Genomic DNA, 17,670 nt, shown 5'->3' on the forward strand with positions numbered 1-17,670 from the left:
TGAGCGATGTCGGACGTCTATTCCTTCATGTCGCTGCTCACGGTCTTCGTGCTGGCCTGCTTCGTCGGCTACTACGTGGTGTGGAGCGTGACGCCGGCGCTGCACACGCCGCTGATGAGCGTCACCAACGCGATCTCCTCGGTGATTATCGTCGGCGCGCTGATCGCCGCCGGCTCGGCCGACAGCTTCGACACCTCCAAGGTGTTCGGCCTGGTGGCGATCGCGCTCGCCGCGGTCAACATCTTCGGCGGCTTCCTGGTCACCCAGCGCATGCTGGCGATGTACAAGAAAAAAGAGAAGAAGTGAGGCCGCGCGCATGCCCATCCAGCTGACGGCCTTCCTCTACCTCGTCTCCTCCGTCCTGTTCGTGCTCGCGCTGCGCGGGCTCTCCAGCCCGGAGAGCAGCCGGCAGGGCAACATCTACGGCATGACCGGCATGACCATCGCAGTGGTCACCACGGTGCTGTGGATCGCTACCCGCGTGGGCGGCACCGGTTCGGGATTCGGCGCCGTGCCGGCGATCCTGATCGCGCTGGCGGTCGGCGGCGCCGTCGGCACCTATCTCGCGCGCACCATCCAGATGACGGCGATGCCGCAGCTGGTCGCCGCGATGCACTCCCTCGTCGGCCTCGCCGCCGTGCTGGTCGCCGCCGCCGCCTATTACAATCCGGAGCCCTATGGCATCCTCGAAGGCGGCGTGCTGAAGGTGGGCAGCCGGGTCGAGATGGCGCTCGGCGTCGTCATCGGCATCGTCACCTTCTCGGGCTCGATCGTCGCCTTCGCCAAGCTGCAGGGCCTGGTCTCCGGCTCGCCGGTCGTGTTCTCCGGCCAGCACAAGCTCAACGCGGCGCTCGGCCTGGTCATCCTCGCGCTGATCGTCGGCTTCTGCATCACGCCGATCCCGGTGTTGTTCTGGGCGATGATCGCGCTGGCGCTGGTGGTCGGCTTCCTGGTCATCATCCCGATCGGCGGCGCCGACATGCCGGTCGTCGTGTCGATGCTGAATTCCTATTCCGGCTGGGCCGCGGCCGGCATCGGCTTCACCCTGCAGAACCCGGCGCTGATCGTCACCGGCGCGCTGGTCGGCTCGTCGGGCGCGATCCTCTCCTACATCATGTGCAAGGGGATGAACCGGTCGCTGTTCAACGTGATCCTGGGCGGATTCGGCTCCGACACCTCGACTGCTGCCGCCGGTGCCAAGACCGACCGGCCCTACAAGGCGGGCTCGGCCGACGATGCCGCCTTCATCATGAAGAATGCCGGCAAGGTCATCATCGTGCCGGGCTACGGCATGGCGGTCAGCCAGGCGCAGCACTCGCTGCGCGAGATGTGCGACAAGCTGAAGGAGGAGGGCGTCGAGGTGAAATACGCCATCCATCCCGTCGCCGGCCGCATGCCGGGCCACATGAACGTGCTGCTGGCCGAGGCGAACGTGCCTTACGACGAGGTGTTCGAGCTCGAGGAGATCAATGCCGAGTTCCAGACCGCCGACGTCGCCTTCGTGATCGGCGCCAACGACGTGACCAACCCGGCGGCACGCGACGACCCGAAGAGCCCGATCTTCGGCATGCCGATCCTCGATGTCGACAAGTCGAAGACCGTGCTGTTCGTCAAGCGGTCGATGGCCTCGGGCTATGCCGGCATCGACAACGACCTGTTCTACAAGGATAACACCATGATGCTTCTGGCCGACGGCAAGAAGATGGTGGAGGACATCGTCAAGTCGCTTTGAGCAGGCGCTGGGCCGCCAGCGCGAGCAGCGCGGCGCCCGCCATCATCGCGCCGAGCGGCAGCGCGCTGCCGTCATGCAGCAGGCCGACCAGGCTCGCCGCCGCCGCGCCGCCGGTGAATTGCAGGGCGCCGACCAGGGCAGAGGCGGCGCCGGCGCGCTCCGCCGGGATGGCGCCGAGCGCCGTCGCCACCGCGTTCGGCACCGTCAGCCCGAAACAGGCGAGCGAGAAGAAGACCGCGACGACCAGACCGGCGAGGCCGCCGAGCCCGCTCGCCGCGACCGCGAGCACGCCGAGGTTCACGATGGCCGCCGCGGGGACGGTCCAGGCGATCACCCGGGCCGGCGGCCAGCGGCGCAGCAGCAGCCGGTTGACCTGCGAGGCGCCGATCACCGCCGCCGCGTTGAGCCCGAACAGCAGGCCGTAATCCTGCGGCGAGACGCCGTAGCCGTCGATCATCAGCGGTGCCGATTCGGCGATGTAGGTGAACAGGCTGATCGAGCCGAAGGCGCAGACCAGGGCCGATCGCATGAAGCGCTGGTCGGACAGCAGCGCGCCGTAGCCGCGCAGCACGCCGCCGTGGTGGACATGCGTCCGCGGCCGGGTCTCCGGCATCAGGCGCCAGACGGCGACCAGGCAGAGCAGGCCGAACAGCGCCAGAACGGCGAAGATGCCCTGCCAGCCGAACGGGCCCATCACCTGGGCGCCGAGCCAGGGCGCCAGGATCGGCGCCACACCCATCACCAGCATCAGCATCGAGAAGACGCGCGCGGCGTCCTGCGGGCCATACAGGTCGCGCACGATGGCGCGGCCGATCACGATGCCGCCGCAGGCGCCCAGCGCCTGCAGGAAACGGAGCCCGATCAGCCCGTCGATGCCGGGCGCCAGCATGCAGCCGATCGAGGTCACCACATAGACGGCGATGCCGGCCAGCATCGGCGGCTTGCGGCCGATCCGGTCGCTGAGCGGGCCATAGGCCAGCTGGCCGAGGGCGAGGCCGATCATGAAGGCGGCGAGGGTGCGCTGGACGGTGGCGGCGTCGGTCGCGAAGTCGCGGGCGAGCGTGGGCAGGCTCGGCAGGTACATGTCGATCGACATCGGCGCGAAGGCCGCGAGCGCGCCGAGCAACAGGGTTAAGCGAAGGCTAACGGGCTGGGTCATGGCACGCTGTCTTACGCAAGGGATATGCCGGCGCCTGTGACACCCGACCGCCTCCGGCGCATCGCGGCCATGCGGCGGCCAGCGTTTGTAAGGCGGCATTCGCGTTTACCAATCGTTTGCATGCGAGGGCGATAACTAATCCGCTATGTCGGCCGAACCCGCAGCGAAGCCCCGCGACCGATCGTCAACAGCGATCGGCACGACCCGCTTCGACTTCCAGCACAAGGTGTTCTCGGTGCCGGACGCCCATTTCCGGCTCGACCGGGTGCGCGGCATGGTCGAGTTCCGCCTTTCGCTCGGCGGCATGCTCGCCTCCGTCCCGCTGAACTCGCTCTGCCAGACCTTCGATATCGCCTCGGACAGCGACGACGCCAAGCTGCTCCGCATGGTCGAAAAGGGGCTGAAATTCGTCAAGGAGATCCGCCCCGGCGATTCGATCCCGAACGAGGTGCTCGACGGCACGGCATCGTGGAAGATCGATTCGCAGCATCACGACATGGCGCGCTCGCGCCTGATCGTCCAGCTCGTCGCTTGGCTCACCGGCTCGCAGTCTGGCCTCGCCGACGCCTCCGAGGCGCTGGTGGCGATCGAGCAGCCGGAGATCAAGGAGAAGATCAATACCGCCTTCGAGGAGGCCGCCGCCAAGCTCGGCTTCGGCAAGGACGGCAAGCAGAAGATCACCGATATGATCGACCAGCTGGCGCGCGAGATGGCCTATATCGAGGCCCTGCGCGAGAAGATCGGCGGCTTCCTCGGCATCGAGAAGAAGCTGAAGATGCTGGCGTACAACTTCCGCGGCGACCGCTCGATCGGTGAATCGATCATCCGCATCCAGACCCTGACCGGGCCGCCGCTCAACGCGCTGCGTCAGCGATTCACCATGGTCGACGGGCAGACGACCGAGATCATCGCCGCCCTGAAGAAGCTCGGCACCACCATCGACTTCGTCCGCGCGACCCGCGATCACCTGCGCGAGGCCGTTCTCCTCTGGGAGGACATTGCAGAGTCCTGGACCGACGCCTCGCTCGAACGGGGCGAACAGAGCGAGCAGTTGATCGCGCAGACCTATCGTTTCGCCGCGACCAACTTCGCGGTCGGCCAGCGCTGGACGCTCAACGTCGGCTGAGCCCGTTCGGGGGCTTGGGCGCGCGCCCGGCAGGCCTTAGGCTCGGCGGCCGATGGAAACGCCGAGAGCCGCCGAATGAGCCCTTCATCCAAGCTGCCCCGCCACACGCCTGATCCGGCACCGGCCGGGCCGCTCAAGGACATCCGCATCGTCGACCTGTCGCGCCTCGTCGCCGGCAACATGGTGACGCATGCGCTCGGCGATTTCGGCGCCGACGTCATCAAGGTCGAGCGGCCGGGCAAGGGCGACGACCTGCGCAACTGGCGGGTCGACGGCCATTCCAACTTCTGGAAGCTCTACGGCCGCAACAAGCGGAGCCTCGCCCTCGATATCCGGGCGGGCCAGGGCAAGGACATCCTGATCCGCCTGCTGCGCACGGCGGACGTGATGGTGGAGAACTTCGTCCCCGGCACGCTCGAGGAATGGGGCCTCGGCCCCGACGCGCTGCAGGCGATCAACCCGAAGCTGGTCATCGTGCGCGTCTCCGGCTGGGGCCAGACCGGGCCCTATGCCAAGCGGCCGGGCTTCGGCACCCTGGTCGAGGCGATGTCGGGCTTCGCCTACATGAACGGCTTCCCGGACAAGCCGCCGGCGCTGCCGCCGCTGGCGCTGGCCGACATGATCGCCGGGCTCTACGGCGCCTATGCGGTGATGGTGGCGCTGCGCGAGGTCGAGCGCGGCGGCAGGGGCCAGGTGATCGACCTGTCGCTGTTCGAGCCGATCCTCTCCATCATCGGCTCCGAGGCGCAGACCGCGCGCATCACCGGCGAGGCGCCGCTGCGCAACGGCAACCAGTCGACGCACACCGCGCCGCGCAACGTCTACAAGTGCAGCGACGGGCGTTATGTCGCCATGTCGGGCTCCATGCAGTCGATGGCGGAGCGCATCTTCGATACCATCGGCATGCCGGAGCTGAAGACCGATCCGCGCTTCCGCACCAACGACGACCGCGTCGACCACCGCGACGAGCTCGATGCCATCATCGGCGGCTTTATCGGTGCGAAGACGCAAGAGGAGAACTTGGCGCTGTTCGAGGCGGCCGGCGTGACGGTCGGGCCGATCTGCACCATCGCCGACCTGATGACCCACCCTTATGTGATCGGCCGCGAGGTGATAGTCGAGGTGCCGGATGCCGATCTCGGCAGCATCCCGATGCCGAACATCGTGCCGCGCCTCTCCGGCACGCCGGGCGCGATCCGGCGGGCGGCGCCGAAGGTCGGGCAGGACAATGAGGAGATACTGGCGGAGCTGGCGCGGCTGGAAGCGAAGGCCGCGGAATGAGCGCGCCCCTGCCGCTCTGGCGCTCGGCGCTGTTCGTGCCGGCGATCGCCGATAAGTTCATCGAGAAGGCGCATACCCGCGGCGCCGACGCGCTGCAGATCGACCTCGAGGACAGCGTGCCGCCGGAGCGCAAGGCGGAGGCGCGCGCCCGCGTGCAGGCGGTGGCGGAACGGGTCTCGCAGGGCGGTGCCGAAATTCTCGTGCGCATCAATCGGCCGTGGCGTCTGGCGCTGCCCGATCTCGAGGCGACCGTCGGGCCGCGCGTCACCGCCATCGTCTGCCCGAAGGTGCCGCATGCGCAGCACATCGAAGCGATCGCGGAAGTGCTCGACGAGCTGGAGGCCGAGCGCGGCCTCGCCATCGGCCATACCCGCATCATCGTCCTGGTGGAAACGCCCGGTGCGCTGGCGGAGATGGGAGCCATCGCGCGCCATCCGCGCGTCGTCGGCATGACCGTCGGCAGCGAGGATCTCTCGCTCTCCATGGGCATGCTGCCCGAGCCGGACGGCATGTACGTGCCGGCCATGCTCTGCGTGGCGGCGGCCCGCGCCGCCGGCAAGCTGCCGTTCGGCACGCTCGGCTCGATCGCCCAGTTCGCCGACCGCGCGGCCTATCGCGAGCAGGCGTTGCGAGCCAAGCGGCTCGGTTTCGCCGGGGCCTCCTGCATCCACCCGGCGCAGGTCGAGATCCTGAACGAGGTCTTCGCGCCCTCGGCCGAGGAGCTCGCGCAGGCGAAGCGGGTGGTGGAAGCCTTCGAGGCGGCGCGGGCGCAGGGCCTCGGCGCCGTCGCGCTTGACGGCCGGATGCTGGATGCGCCGGTCGTGGAGCGGGCGCGCAACGTATTGGCGGCGGGCGCGGCAATCGATGCCCGCAAACGGGGAGGAACGAGATGATCTACGAGATGCGCGTCTATCATTGTCTGCCGGGGCGTCTTCCGGCGCTGCTCAAGCGTTTCGAGCATGTCACGCTGGGGCTGTGGGCGCGGCACGGCATCCGCCAGGCCGGCTTCTGGACCGTCGAGGTCGGCTCGTCCAACCAGGACCTCTACTACCTGCTTGCCTGGGAATCGATGGCGGAGCGGGAGAAGAAGTGGGCCGCCTTCGCGGCGGATCCGGAATGGCAGGCCAAGCGGGCGGAGAGCGAGAAGGACGGGCCGATCCTGGCCTCGTTCTCCAACAGCTTCCTCAAGCCGACGAGCTTCTCCTCGGTGAAGTGACGGACGCCGGCGGCGCCTCGGCCTCGGGGTGCCGCTGTCGGGATGGGGGCGCTCGCCGGTCGCCGGTGGTGACCTCGACTTCCCGAATCATGAATGTGATGGCGCGTTCAGCCTTGAGTGAATCCCCTGGACCGCCGGACCATGACAATGGAATTCTGCGCCCTCCCGATGGGAGGAAATCAATGGCCATACTGCGAGCCGTGAAGCCGGCCGTGCATGATCGTGCGGTTACGCGCGAGATTGTGGAGCGTGCCCTTGCCATTCGCACCGACGCGGTGCCGGTGGATGTCCGGCAGGTGGCCAAGCAGTGCATTCTCGACTGGTTCGCCGTCTCGCTGGCCGGGGCCGAGGAGCCGCTGGCCCGCATGCTGCTCGACCAGGCGGCGGAAGACGGCGGCCATGCCCAGGCCGGCATCGTCGGCCATCGGCTGAGGGTTTCCACCCGACAGGCGGCGCTGATCAATGGGTCGATCAGCCACGCGCTCGACTACGACGACGTGAATTTCGCCATGGGCGGACATCCGACCGTGGCGGCGCTGCCCGGCGCGCTCGCCCTGGCCGAGGCGCGGAAGCTGTCCGGCGATGCGCTGCTGGCGGCCTTCATCGCCGGCTACGAGACGCTCTGCCGGGTCGGGCGGCTGGTGGCGCCGGGCCATTATTCCCGCGGCTTCCATGCCACGGCGACGGTCGGCAGCTTCGGCTCGGCGGCGGCTTGCGCGCATATTCTCGGCCTCGACGCCGAAGCGACGGCCCGCGCGCTCGGCATCGCCGGCACGCAGGCGGCGGGGCTCAAGTCGCAGTTCGGGACGATGTGCAAGCCGCTGCATGCCGGCAAGGCGGCGGAGAACGGCCTGGTCGGCGCGCAGCTCGCCGCGCGCGGCTTCACCAGCCGGCTCGACATCCTGGAATGCGTGCAGGGCTTCGCCGATACGCAGAGCCCGGATTTCAATCCGGAGGCCGCGCTGGAGCAGCCGCGCATGGGCTGGCATGTGCGCGCCAACCTCTTCAAGTACCACGCCGCCTGCTATCTCACGCATGCGCCGATGGATGCCGCGCGGGCGCTGCGGGTCGAGCACGGCCTGAAGCCATCCGACCTGCGCAAGGTGACGGTGCGCATCGATTCCGGGGCTGACAAGGTCTGCAACATCCAGGCGCCGCGCACCGGGCTGGAGGCGAAATTCAGCCTGCGTCTGACCACGGCGATGGCGCTGGCCGGCACCGATACCGCGGCGCCGGGGACCTATAACGACACGACGGCGGCCGACCGCGAGCTGGTGCAATTGCGCGAGCGGGTGCAGATCGAGCTGGTCAACGACTGGCCGCATTCCCAGGCCGATGTCGTGCTCGAGCTCAACGATGGCCGGCGGCTGGAGAAGACCTGCGACACCGGCATCCCCGCCGCCGACGTGGCGTTCCAGGGCGATCGCGTGCGGGCCAAGTTCATGAGCCTCGCCGCGCCGGCGCTGGGCCAGGCCGGCGCCGAGCGGCTCGCCGCGGCGGTCGAGGATATCGAGAGCCTGAAGGATGCCGGCGAACTGATGGCGCTGGCCGTCCCCAAGTAACGAGGCGCGTGATGGACGAACCGGATTTCGCAAAGAAGGCCAAGCTGAAGCCGAAGGGCAACCGCTACGAGGATTTCGAGCCCGGCCGCGTGTTCCACCACCATTGGGGCCGCACGATCAGCCAGGCGGAGAACGCGCTGTTCACCACGCTGACCCTGCACTTCAATCCGCAATACACGAATGTCGAATTCGCCAAGGCGATGGGGCATCGCGACACGCCGGTGAACCCGCTGCTCGTCTTCAACACCATCTTCGGCATGTCGGTGGAGGACCTGTCGGAAGGCGGCGGGCCGTTCCTCAGCGTGGACGAGCTTGCCTATCACCGGCCGGTCTATCCCGGCGACACCATCTTCGCCCGCTCCACCGTGGTGGAGCGCCGGCCGTCCGGCAGCAACCCCAAGATGGGCATCGCCAAGTGGCATACCCAGGGTTTCAATCAGCGGGGCGAGCTGGTCTGCGACTTCAAGCGTTCGAACCTCGTCAACAAGCGCAATCCCTGATCCCATCTGCCCCTGATCCCATTTGCCAGTGACCTGAAGCCATGACCTACATGACCGAAGAGCGCCGCCTGATCCAACAGCAGGCGCGCGAGTTCACCATGCGCGAAGTGCTGCCGGTGGCGAACCGGCTCGACCCCGTCGAGGGCGACATCCCGATGGAGCTGCGCGAGAAGCTCGGCGAGATGGGCTATTTCGGCATCCTGATCGCGGAGGAATACGGCGGCCTCGGCCTGGGCTGCTTCGAGTACTGCCTGATCACCGAGGAACTGGCGCGCGGCTGGATGAGCGTCGCCTCGATCATCGCCCGCGGCAACAGCCTGATCGGCATGGAGAAGCTGTCGGAGGAGCAGCGCCGGCACTACCTGCCGAAGGTGGCGCGCGGCGAGCTGCTCGGCGCCTTCTCCATGTCGGAGCCGAATGCCGGTTCCGACATCGCCAACATCTCCTGCCGGGCGAAGAAGGACGGCGACAGCTATATCATCAACGGCAACAAGTACTGGTGCACCTTCGCCGACGGCGCCGACTTCCTGATCGTCATCGCCCGCACAGGCGATCCGAAGCCCGGCCGCCGGCACGAGGGCCTGACGGCGTTCATGATCCCGAAGAAGCGCGGCGAGCTGCCGCCGGGCGTCAAGGGCGCGCCGATCCCGAAGATCGGCTATTTCGGCTGGAAGACCTGGGAGCTGGCCTTCGACGATTGCCGCGTGCCCAAGGAATACGTCGTCGGCGAGGAGGGCAAGGGCTTCTACCTGGCGACGCATGGGCTGGAGAAGGCCCGCGCGCACACGGCGGCGCGCGCCATCGGTTTGGCGCGCGGCGCGCTCGAGGATTCGATCGAGTACGCCAACAGCCGCGTGCAGTTCAACCAGCCGATCAGCCAGTTCCAGGCGATCCGCTTCAAGATCGCGCAGATGGCGACCGAGGTCGAGGCTGCGCGCCAGCTCAACTACTTCGTCTGCAGCGAGATCGACAGCGGCCGGCGCTGTGACCTGGAAGCGTCGATGGTGAAGCTGTTCGCCTCCGAGATGGCGGAGCGCGTGACCTCGGAAGGCATCCAGATCCATGGCGGCGCCGGCTACACCAAGCTGCATGCGGTGGAGCGCTACTGGCGCGATGCGCGGCTGACCAAGATCTTCGAGGGCACCTCGGAGATCCAGCAGCGCATCATCTCCGACCGCCTGCTGGGGAGGTAGGCCGATGAAGATGTCCGACTACACCGGCAAGGACAACTACTTCGAGGACTTCAAGGTCGGCGACGTGATCAAGCACGCGCGCGGCAAGACCATGGAGCCGCTGGAGCAGGTGCTGATCACCAACCTAGTGATGAATACCGCCGAGGGCCATTTCAACGAAGACCTGATGCAGCGCCGCACCGAGGGTTCGAAATTCGCCGGCGGCAAGCGGGTCAGCTTCGGCGGCGTCAACATCTCGTTCTTCATTGGCCTCGCCTCGCAGGACACGGCCGAGAATGCCATCGCCGAGCTCGGTATGGACAAGATCAAGTTGCTGTCACCGGTCTTCCATGGCGACACGCTCTATTCCTACAGCGAGGTGCTGGAGACCGGGCCCGCCGACCGTGACGATGCCGGCATTGTCCGCTTCAAGCATTACGGCACCAAGCAGGACGGCAAGCAGGTGTTCGAGGGCGAGCGGACCGTCCTGATCAAGCGGCGCAGCCACTGGGGGAACAAGTAGTGCGGGGGAACAAGTAGGTGGCGGCGACCGGCTTCGGCGCGCTGGACGGCATCCGCATCGTCGACCTGACCCAGATGCTGGCCGGCCCGTTCTGCACCCAGATGCTGGCGGATCAGGGCGCCGAGGTCATCAAGGTCGAGCCGATCGAGGGCGACAACACGCGCCGCACCGGCCCGTTCCGGCCCGAGGACAAGCTGCGTGCCTTCGGCGGCTACTACGCCTCGGTCAACCGCAACAAGCGCTCCATCGCCGTCGACCTCAAGGCGCCGGAAGGCCGCGAGATTCTGCGCAAGCTCGCCGACAGCGCCGATGCGCTGGTCGAGAATTACCGCGCCGGGGTGATGGATCGCCTCGGCCTCGGCTACGAGGCGCTGGCCAGGACCAATCCGAAGCTAGTCTATGCCGCGATCCGCGGCTTCGGCGATCCGCGCACCGGCGAGAGCCCCTATGTCGACTGGCCGGCCTTCGACGTGGTGGCGCAGGCGATGGGCGGCATCATGCAGATCACCGGCCCGGACAAGGAGACGCCGATCAAGGTCGGCCCCGGCGTTGGCGACCTGATGCCGGCCTCGATGTGCGCCTTCGGCATCGTCAGCGCCATCCTGCGCGCGCATCGCACCGGCCAGGGCCAGTTCGTCGATGTGTCGATGCTGGACAGCGTGCTGTCGCTCTGCGAGCGCATCATCCACCAGCATTCGTTCCAGGACGCGATCCCGCATCCGGAGGGCAACCGCCACCCGCTGATCTCGCCGTTCGGCATGTTCCCGGCCAAGGACGGCTGGGTCACCATCGCGGCGCATACGGATGCCTGGTGGGGCATTCTCTGCAAGCTGATCGGCCGCGAGGACCTCGTCACCGATGCGCGCACCTCGACGCCGGAGGGCCGCGTCGCCAACCGGGATCTCGTCTACGGCGAAGTCGGCAAGTTCACCGCGCAGAAGACCAAGGCCGAGCTGCTGGCGATCCTCGGCGGCAAGCTGCCCTTCGGCCCGGTCTACAACGTCCGCGAGATCGTCGCCGACCCGCATTTCCAGGCCCGCGAGATGGTCGTGGACGTGCCGCATCCGGGGCTCGACCGCAGCGTCTCCATCGCCGGGGTGCCGGTGAAGATGAACAAGACGCCGGGCAAGGTCGCGCGCCGCGCGCCGCTGCTCGGCGAGGATACCGATGCCATCCTGGGCGAGGCGGGCTTCGCCGCGTCCGATATCCGCCGCTGGCGGGACGCCAAGATCGTCGTTTGAGAGGTGACCAGATGAACACGCCCCGTCCGCGCCGCGCGCGCCGTTCCCAGCTGTCGACCCCCGGTTCGTCCGAGAAGATGATCCAGAAGGCGGCCGGCTCGAATGCCGATCACGTCTTCCTGGATCTGGAGGACGCGGTGGCGCCGAATCAGAAGGTGCCGTCGCGCAAGAAGATCGTCGAGGCGCTGAACACCCTCGACTGGGGCAAGAAGGTGCGCTGCGTCCGCATCAACGACCTGACCACGCAATGGGCCTACGAGGACATCATCGAGGTGGTGGAGGGCGCGCGCGAGAACCTCGACACCATCATGATGACCAAGGTGCAGACCGCGGCGGACATCCTGTTCGCCGACAAGCTGCTGTCGATGATGGAGAAGAAGCTCGGCCTGAAGAAGCGGATCGGCCTCGAGGCGCTGATCGAGGAGGTCGAGGGCATGCAGAACGTGGACGAGATCGCCCGCTGCACCGACCGGCTGGAATGCCTGATCTTCGGCATGGGCGATTTCTCGGCCTCGATGGGCGTCGACGTGAAGTCGGTCGGCAAGGCCGACGGCTATCCCGGCGATATCTGGCACTATGCCCGCTTCAAGCTTGTCATGGCCTGCCGGGCCGCCGGGATCGACCCGGTGGACGGGCCTTATGCCGACTTCAGGAACCCGGAGGGCTACCGCGAGGAGGCCAAGCGGGCGATGATCCTGGGCTGCGTCGGCAAATGGGCGATCCACCCGAGCCAGATCGACATCGCCCTCGACGTCTACAGCCCGAAGCAGGAGGACGTGGTCAGGGCGCGGGCGCTGGAGAAGGCCTATGCCGAGGCGGAGGCCCAGGGCCTCGGCGCCATCAATATCGACGGCGTCATGGTCGACGTGGCCTCGATCCGCATCCTGCGGAACACGGTGCTGAAGAAGGCGGATCTCTACGGCATGTAGAGACGAAGCCGGGAACAGACGCTAGTCTGGCGGCAACTCGCATCGACATTGGGTCCGGATGCCCGGGCCGGACGGCGATGCGCAACAGGGGAGGAGATGATCGATGAAGATCCATAGCCTTGTCATGGGTACCGTCGGCGCCGTGGCGTTGCTGGCCGGCAGCGCGCTGGCCGAAGGCGTCAAGATGCGGGCGTCGCTGGACACCACGGCGGTCCACATCCGGACCAAATCCGTCGGCGTCTATCTCGACGCGATCAAGTCCCGCTCCAAGGGCGCGATCGAGACCGAGCTCTATCATTCCGGCCAGCTGTTCCGCGACGCCAATGTCGGCAAGGCATTGCGCCAGGGCGGCGCCGAGATGGCGGTGCCCGGAACCTGGGTGCTCTCCGGCTTCGAGCCGAGCCTGGAATACACCACGCTGCCGGCCTCCTACGGCCGTTCGCGCCAGGACATGTACAAGCTCTCGGACGGCGAGGTGGGCAAGGAGCTCAACGCCTCGCTCGAGAAGAAGCTGAACGTGAAGGTGCTCGGCAAGTGGTTCGATCTCGGCCACTCGCACACCTTCGCGACCTCGAAGGCGCTGAACGGCCCTGAGGACTTGAAGGGCCTGAAGATCCGCACCTCGGGCGGCGGCGGCCAGATGCTCCGCGTCAAGTTCTTCGACGGCCTGCCGAACTTTACCGCCTGGCCGGACGTGCCGCTGGCGCTGAGCCAGGGCAATTTCGACGCGCTGCTGACGACCTGCGAGAGCGCGGTCAGCGCCAAGCTGTGGGATTCCGGCGTCAAGTATGTGTTGCTGGATCACCAGTTCTTCGCCCAGTACATCCCCATGATCGCGCGCGGCTTCTACGACAAGCTGAAGCCCGAGCAGCAGAAGCTGCTGGTGGACACCTGGGCTGAGATGATCGACAAATTCCGCGAAGAAGCCCATGCCGCCCAGATGAAGGCGAAGGATACGCTCGCCCAGAATGGCGTGAAGGTGGTCGAGCCGGGCAAGGCCGATATCGACACCGTGCGCAAGCGGATGCTGCCGACGCAGGACGCGGTGGCGAAGGAGCTCAAGGTCGATGCGTCCATCGTCGCCAAGACCAACCAGACCTTCGGCCTGATGAACTAGCGCGCTGAAACTCGTCCCGGCCGCCCGCGGCCGGGACGAGCTATTTCCGGCTCCGGCCACGCGGGCGAAGCAACGAATAAATCGAGATTTCGGGGACGCTTCCGCAATCGAAGAGGGGAGGCAAGGGGTGCTGCGCTACTGGGACGCGTTGGAGCGCTGGATCATCGGCATCCTGGGCGCCGCGGCGCTCGTGATCTACATCTGGCAGATCGTCGGGCGCTACATATCCATTGATCTCGCCATGCCGTGGGGCGAGGAGCTCACTGTCTACATCATCATCTGGGCCGGCCTGCTGACCGCTAGCCAGCTGGTGCGCGAAGATGGCCATGTCCGCGCCGACCTGATCCTGCGGATCCTGAAGGTGCCGACCCAGAGGCTGGTCGAGATCGGCAATTGCATCGTCGCCATCATCTTTTGCGCGGCGCTGGCCTGGTACGGCGCCTATTGCACCTGGGATTCCTACGATATCGGCGAGCGCAGCATGACCGCGCTCGCCTTCCCGATATGGATCTACTACCTGTCGCTGCCGACCGCGGCAACGCTGATGACGCTGCGCTACGTGATCCGGCTGTACATGTACGCGTTCCGCTTCGATCCGGAGACCATGGCGGTGCATTCCGGGCGGGAGAGCTGAGCCATGCCGGTGCAGTTCTTCGCCATCGTCTTCTTCATCCTGCTGGCCGCCGGGGCGCCGATCTATCTCGTGCTCGGCTCCAGCGCCGGCATCATGTTCTTCGCCTCCGGCCAGCCGCTGGTCGGCATTGCGCAGAAGATCCTGGACGAGCTCAACTCGACCATTCTGCTGGCGCTGCCGTTCTTCGTCATGGCGGCGACCTTCATGCAGCGCGGCGGCATCGCCAAATCGCTGGTCGACGTGGCCGCGGCCTGGACCGGCTCGGTGCGCGGCGGGCTCGGCGTCGTCTGCGTGCTTTCATGCGGTCTGTTCGCGGCGATCTGCGGCTCCTCCGTCGCGACCGCGCTCGCCATGGGCACCATCCTGGTTCCGGCGATGATCGGGCGGCTCTATCCGCCGCCGTTCGCACTCGGCGTGGTGGCCGCTTCGGGCACGCTCGGTATCCTCATTCCACCCAGCCTGCCGCTCATCCTGTACGCCATCATCGCCGACGAATCCGTGCCGCGGCTGTTCCTGGCCGGCGTGATTCCCGGCCTGATGCAGGCCGGCCTGTTCATCGCCTGGGTCATGTACTTCGGCAAGACCAAGAATCTGGCCCGCGAGCCGGCCATGCCGCGCGACCAGTTCATCAAGGTGAACCTGCACGCGCTGCCGGCGCTGTCGCTGCCGGTCATCATCGCGGTCGGCATCTATGGCGGCTTCGTCACGACGACGGAATGCGCCGCGCTCGCCGCCTTCGTCGCGCTGCTGATCAGCGTGATGTACTACCGCGGCTTCGGCTGGAAAGACGCGCTGCCGGTGATCGGCGAATCGGTGCGCAGCGCCGGCACCATCCTGATCATCATCGCGACCGCGCTCGCCTTCGGCCACTGGATCACCGAATCGGGGATGCCGGCGCGGCTGGTGAAGTACCTGATCGACAACGGCTTCACCTCCTGGCAGTTCCTCATCTTCATCAACATTCTGATGCTGGTCCTCGGGATGTTTCTCGAGGTGGCCTCGATCCTCCTCATCACCATGCCGATCATCATCCCGGTGCTCGGTCCGCTCGGCATCGACCCGATCCACTTCGCGATCGTCGTCACCATCAATATGGAACTGGCATTGATTACCGCGCCGGTGGGGCTCAATCTCTACGTCCTGTCGACGATCTCGAAGCGGCCGATCAGCGAGGTGATCAAGGGCGTCAATCCCTTCCTGATCCTCATGCTGCTGCTGCTGATACTGGTGACCTACGTTCCGGAGATATCGCTTTGGCTGCCCCGCCTCGCATACGGATGATGGAGGATCCCGGCGCGATCGGCGACGGTGTCTCCAACGAGGGGGTCGTCAAATCGGCACGGCGCGTCATCGAGGTGTTCGAGTTCTTCGCCGATCGGCGGCGCCCGGCGACGGTGGGCGAGGTGGCCGAGGCGCTCGGCTATCCGCAATCGAGCACCTCGGTCCTGATGCGGAGCCTGGTGCGGCTGCGCTACCTGGATTACGACCGGGACACCCGCCGTTTCGTGCCGACGGTGCGGGTCGCGCTGCTCGGCGGCTGGGTGCACGACCAGCTGTTCAGCGATGTCAGCCTGCTCAAGCTGATGCAGCGCATGCGCGAGGAGACGGGCGATCCCAATACCTCGATCCTGCTCGGCATGCAGAACGACATCTACGTGCAGTACATCCACGTTCTGCAATCCCATCCGCCGGTGCGCTTCTACGTGACACCGGGCTCGCTCAGGCCGCTTTGCCGCGCCGCGATCGGCCGCGTGCTGCTCAGCCTCAAGCCGGATGTCGAGGTGCTGGCACTGGTCCGCCGCATCAATGCCGAAGAGCGGGATGCCGAGAAGCGCATCCGCCCGACCGAGCTGCTGGCCGAACTCGATCGCGTGCGCCAGCAGGGCTACGCCTATACCGAGGGCACGGTCATGCCGGGGACCGGCGTAATCGCCATGGAAGTGCCGACGCCGGCCGGCCAGCCGCCGATGGCGCTCGGCATCGGCTCGTCGATCGAGCATCTGCGCAGCGCGCGCGACCATCTGGTCCATATGCTCGGCGCCGCGCTCGAGCCCTATTATCAGAGCCGCGGCCGGCAGCGCCGATAGATGCCTGAAGGCGACGAATCTCCGCTTGCGGGACGCGATTTCCGCTAGAATGTTGTGCACCACAACAAGGCAGCGGGGGAGGAGCCGATGCCGGATCCAATCGGATATCGCCGCGAGGTGCCGGGCACCCAGCCGCCCTATCTGCATCCCGACTACAAGTCGACGGTCAAGCGCTCGCCCACCAAGGCGACGATCGCCGTGCCCCACACGCTGTCCGAGGTGACCGGTCCGCTCTGGACGAAGGAGCGCGTGGGATCGATCGCGGATGACCTGACCGTGCAGGACAAGGAGAGGCCGCTCGGCGAGCGCATCGTCGTGGCCGGCCGGGTGATGGACGAGGACGGCCGGCCGGTGCCCAACACCCTGGTCGAGCTCTGGCAGTGCAATGCCTCCGGCCGCTACCACCATCCGGTCGACCAGCACGACGCGCCGCTCGACCCGAACTTCACCGGCCGCGGCCACGCGGTGACCGACGGCAACGGCGACTACCGCTTCGTGACGATCAAGCCCGGCGCCTATCCCTGGCCCAACCACTTCAATGCCTGGCGGCCGGCGCATATCCACTTCTCGCTGTTCGGGCCGAGCTTCGTGACCCGCTTGGTGACGCAGATGTTCTTTCCCGGCGATCCCCTGCTCGCGCTCGACCCGATCTTCAACGGCGTGCCGGCGCCGGCCCGCGACCTGCTGGTCTCCAGCTTCGATCTCGGCATGACGGTGCCGGATACCGCGCTCGCCTACCGCTTCGACATCGTGCTGCGCGGCCGTGCCGCCACGCCGACGGGGATCTGACATGGCCCTGATCCCCACCGGCTGGCAGACCGTCGGCCCGTATCTCCATATCGGCCTCACCTGGCTCAACACCACCAAGCTCGCGGGCGAGGCGACCAAGGGCGAGCGCATCGCCGTCGAAGGCCGGCTGTTCGACGGCGACGGCGCGCCGGTACCGGACGGCATGATCGAGATCTGGCAGGCCAATGCCGACGGCCGCTACAATCACCCCGACGATACGCAGGCGAAGCCGCGCGAGGCGGCCTTCTTCGGCTTCGGCCGCGTCGACACCGACAAGCAAGGCGGGTTCCGCTTCGAAACCGTCAAGCCGGGCCGCGTGCCGGGCCCGGGCAACACGCTGCAGGCACCGCATATCCTGGTCAGCGTGTTCCTGCGCGGGCAGCTTCGCCGGCTGGTGACGCGCCTCTATTTCGCCGACGAGGCGTCGAACGGCGACGATCCGATCCTGGCCCTGGTCGAGGACCCGGCGCGCCGGCGCACCCTGCTGGCGGTGCGCGATCCGGGCTCGGCCACCTATCGCTTCGATATCCGGCTGCAGGGCGAGGCCGAGACGGTATTCTTCGAGGTCTGATCGCTGCCTCGGGCGGCGCCGATGAGGAGTG

General features: G+C 67.1%; 19 protein-coding genes. 18 read left to right on the top strand and 1 reads right to left on the bottom strand.

From position 1 onward, the window contains the following. Positions 1-6 precede the first annotated feature (6 nt). On the top strand, positions 7-306 hold the full coding sequence (locus DT074_RS18895) for a proton-translocating transhydrogenase family protein (RefSeq protein ID WP_119421423.1): 300 nt from the start codon (positions 7-9) through the stop codon (positions 304-306). A gap of 10 nt (positions 307-316) precedes the next feature. Continuing rightward, on the top strand, positions 317-1,732 hold the full coding sequence (locus tag DT074_RS18900) for an NAD(P)(+) transhydrogenase (Re/Si-specific) subunit beta (protein WP_119421424.1): 1,416 nt from the start codon (positions 317-319) through the stop codon (positions 1,730-1,732). On the opposite strand, the gene DT074_RS18905 is transcribed toward DT074_RS18900, so the two are convergent. Further along, positions 1,719-2,891: a multidrug effflux MFS transporter gene (locus DT074_RS18905; protein WP_119421425.1), complete on the bottom strand. Its 1,173-nt coding sequence runs from the start codon at positions 2,889-2,891 to the stop codon at positions 1,719-1,721. The two genes, DT074_RS18900 and DT074_RS18905, sit on opposite strands and share 14 nt — an antisense overlap. A 145-nt stretch (positions 2,892-3,036) precedes the next feature. Here DT074_RS18905 and DT074_RS18910 point away from each other — a divergent pair, with 145 nt between their 5' ends. From DT074_RS18910 to pcaG, 16 genes are all read left to right on the top strand, one after another. Next, positions 3,037-4,017 carry a hypothetical protein gene (locus DT074_RS18910; RefSeq protein WP_119421426.1) on the top strand — a complete coding sequence of 327 codons (981 nt, stop codon included), beginning with the start codon at positions 3,037-3,039 and terminating at the stop codon, positions 4,015-4,017. A 75-nt stretch (positions 4,018-4,092) separates the two neighbouring features. After that, complete coding sequence (locus tag DT074_RS18915; RefSeq protein ID WP_119421427.1) at positions 4,093-5,298, top strand: CaiB/BaiF CoA transferase family protein; 1,206 nt, start codon at positions 4,093-4,095, stop codon at positions 5,296-5,298. Then, entirely contained in the window at positions 5,295-6,191 is an 897-nt protein-coding gene (locus tag DT074_RS18920; RefSeq protein WP_119421428.1) for an HpcH/HpaI aldolase/citrate lyase family protein, read from the top strand. Before DT074_RS18915 ends, DT074_RS18920 begins: the two co-directional genes overlap by 4 nt. Continuing rightward, on the top strand, positions 6,188-6,514 hold the full coding sequence (locus DT074_RS18925) for an NIPSNAP family protein (protein ID WP_119421429.1): 327 nt from the start codon (positions 6,188-6,190) through the stop codon (positions 6,512-6,514). The genes DT074_RS18920 and DT074_RS18925 overlap by 4 nt, the downstream gene beginning before the upstream one ends. Positions 6,515-6,696: 182 nt before the next feature. After that, on the top strand, positions 6,697-8,076 hold the full coding sequence (locus tag DT074_RS18930; RefSeq protein WP_162915011.1) for an MmgE/PrpD family protein: 1,380 nt from the start codon (positions 6,697-6,699) through the stop codon (positions 8,074-8,076). Positions 8,077-8,087: 11 nt separating this feature from the next. Beyond that, entirely contained in the window at positions 8,088-8,576 is a 489-nt protein-coding gene (locus tag DT074_RS18935) for a MaoC family dehydratase (RefSeq protein WP_119421431.1), read from the top strand. Positions 8,577-8,617: 41 nt separating this feature from the next. Continuing rightward, positions 8,618-9,769 (top strand): acyl-CoA dehydrogenase family protein, encoded by a 1,152-nt coding sequence (locus DT074_RS18940; RefSeq protein WP_119421432.1) that lies wholly within the window; start codon positions 8,618-8,620, stop codon positions 9,767-9,769. Between the two features lie 4 nt (positions 9,770-9,773). After that, positions 9,774-10,271: a MaoC family dehydratase gene (locus DT074_RS18945; protein WP_119421433.1), complete on the top strand. Its 498-nt coding sequence runs from the start codon at positions 9,774-9,776 to the stop codon at positions 10,269-10,271. Positions 10,272-10,288: 17 nt separating this feature from the next. Beyond that, positions 10,289-11,512 (top strand): CaiB/BaiF CoA transferase family protein, encoded by a 1,224-nt coding sequence (locus DT074_RS18950; protein ID WP_368744770.1) that lies wholly within the window; start codon positions 10,289-10,291, stop codon positions 11,510-11,512. Positions 11,513-11,523: 11 nt separating this feature from the next. Continuing rightward, positions 11,524-12,441 carry an HpcH/HpaI aldolase/citrate lyase family protein gene (locus DT074_RS18955; RefSeq protein ID WP_119421434.1) on the top strand — a complete coding sequence of 306 codons (918 nt, stop codon included), beginning with the start codon at positions 11,524-11,526 and terminating at the stop codon, positions 12,439-12,441. Between the two features lie 103 nt (positions 12,442-12,544). Further along, on the top strand, positions 12,545-13,558 hold the full coding sequence (gene dctP, locus DT074_RS18960; RefSeq protein WP_119421435.1) for a TRAP transporter substrate-binding protein DctP: 1,014 nt from the start codon (positions 12,545-12,547) through the stop codon (positions 13,556-13,558). A 127-nt stretch (positions 13,559-13,685) separates the two neighbouring features. After that, the gene (locus DT074_RS18965; RefSeq protein ID WP_162915012.1) at positions 13,686-14,192 is read left to right on the top strand and encodes a TRAP transporter small permease; all 507 of its coding nucleotides are present in this window, start codon (positions 13,686-13,688) and stop codon (positions 14,190-14,192) included. Between the two features lie 3 nt (positions 14,193-14,195). Next, on the top strand, positions 14,196-15,473 hold the full coding sequence (locus tag DT074_RS18970) for a TRAP transporter large permease (protein WP_119421437.1): 1,278 nt from the start codon (positions 14,196-14,198) through the stop codon (positions 15,471-15,473). Then, positions 15,473-16,279 (top strand): IclR family transcriptional regulator, encoded by an 807-nt coding sequence (locus DT074_RS18975; protein ID WP_119421438.1) that lies wholly within the window; start codon positions 15,473-15,475, stop codon positions 16,277-16,279. Before DT074_RS18970 ends, DT074_RS18975 begins: the two co-directional genes overlap by 1 nt. A gap of 87 nt (positions 16,280-16,366) precedes the next feature. Continuing rightward, positions 16,367-17,068, top strand: coding sequence for a protocatechuate 3,4-dioxygenase subunit beta (gene pcaH / locus DT074_RS18980; protein ID WP_119421439.1), 702 nt, complete (start codon positions 16,367-16,369; stop codon positions 17,066-17,068). Between the two features lies 1 nt (position 17,069). Continuing rightward, on the top strand, positions 17,070-17,639 hold the full coding sequence (gene pcaG / locus DT074_RS18985) for a protocatechuate 3,4-dioxygenase subunit alpha (protein ID WP_119421440.1): 570 nt from the start codon (positions 17,070-17,072) through the stop codon (positions 17,637-17,639). Positions 17,640-17,670: the final 31 nt, after the last annotated feature.

Source organism: Desertibaculum subflavum, assembly GCA_003576705.1.
In the GTDB taxonomy this organism is placed as follows: Bacteria; Pseudomonadota; Alphaproteobacteria; order Ferrovibrionales; family Ferrovibrionaceae; genus Desertibaculum; species Desertibaculum subflavum.

What these genes read in the sequence shown, in the direction of transcription:
- DT074_RS18895 (WP_119421423.1), top strand. Translation starts at nt 7, where the DNA reads ATGTCGGACGTCTATTCCTTCATGTCGCTGCTCACGGTCTTCGTGCTG.
- DT074_RS18900 (WP_119421424.1), top strand. Translation starts at nt 317, where the DNA reads ATGCCCATCCAGCTGACGGCCTTCCTCTACCTCGTCTCCTCCGTCCTG.
- DT074_RS18905 (WP_119421425.1), bottom strand. Translation starts at nt 2,891, where the DNA reads ATGACCCAGCCCGTTAGCCTTCGCTTAACCCTGTTGCTCGGCGCGCTC.
- DT074_RS18910 (WP_119421426.1), top strand. Translation starts at nt 3,037, where the DNA reads ATGTCGGCCGAACCCGCAGCGAAGCCCCGCGACCGATCGTCAACAGCG.
- DT074_RS18915 (WP_119421427.1), top strand. Translation starts at nt 4,093, where the DNA reads ATGAGCCCTTCATCCAAGCTGCCCCGCCACACGCCTGATCCGGCACCG.
- DT074_RS18920 (WP_119421428.1), top strand. Translation starts at nt 5,295, where the DNA reads ATGAGCGCGCCCCTGCCGCTCTGGCGCTCGGCGCTGTTCGTGCCGGCG.
- DT074_RS18925 (WP_119421429.1), top strand. Translation starts at nt 6,188, where the DNA reads ATGATCTACGAGATGCGCGTCTATCATTGTCTGCCGGGGCGTCTTCCG.
- DT074_RS18930 (WP_162915011.1), top strand. Translation starts at nt 6,697, where the DNA reads ATGGCCATACTGCGAGCCGTGAAGCCGGCCGTGCATGATCGTGCGGTT.
- DT074_RS18935 (WP_119421431.1), top strand. Translation starts at nt 8,088, where the DNA reads ATGGACGAACCGGATTTCGCAAAGAAGGCCAAGCTGAAGCCGAAGGGC.
- DT074_RS18940 (WP_119421432.1), top strand. Translation starts at nt 8,618, where the DNA reads ATGACCTACATGACCGAAGAGCGCCGCCTGATCCAACAGCAGGCGCGC.
- DT074_RS18945 (WP_119421433.1), top strand. Translation starts at nt 9,774, where the DNA reads ATGAAGATGTCCGACTACACCGGCAAGGACAACTACTTCGAGGACTTC.
- DT074_RS18955 (WP_119421434.1), top strand. Translation starts at nt 11,524, where the DNA reads ATGAACACGCCCCGTCCGCGCCGCGCGCGCCGTTCCCAGCTGTCGACC.
- dctP (WP_119421435.1), top strand. Translation starts at nt 12,545, where the DNA reads ATGAAGATCCATAGCCTTGTCATGGGTACCGTCGGCGCCGTGGCGTTG.
- DT074_RS18970 (WP_119421437.1), top strand. Translation starts at nt 14,196, where the DNA reads ATGCCGGTGCAGTTCTTCGCCATCGTCTTCTTCATCCTGCTGGCCGCC.
- DT074_RS18975 (WP_119421438.1), top strand. Translation starts at nt 15,473, where the DNA reads ATGGAGGATCCCGGCGCGATCGGCGACGGTGTCTCCAACGAGGGGGTC.
- pcaH (WP_119421439.1), top strand. Translation starts at nt 16,367, where the DNA reads ATGCCGGATCCAATCGGATATCGCCGCGAGGTGCCGGGCACCCAGCCG.
- pcaG (WP_119421440.1), top strand. Translation starts at nt 17,070, where the DNA reads ATGGCCCTGATCCCCACCGGCTGGCAGACCGTCGGCCCGTATCTCCAT.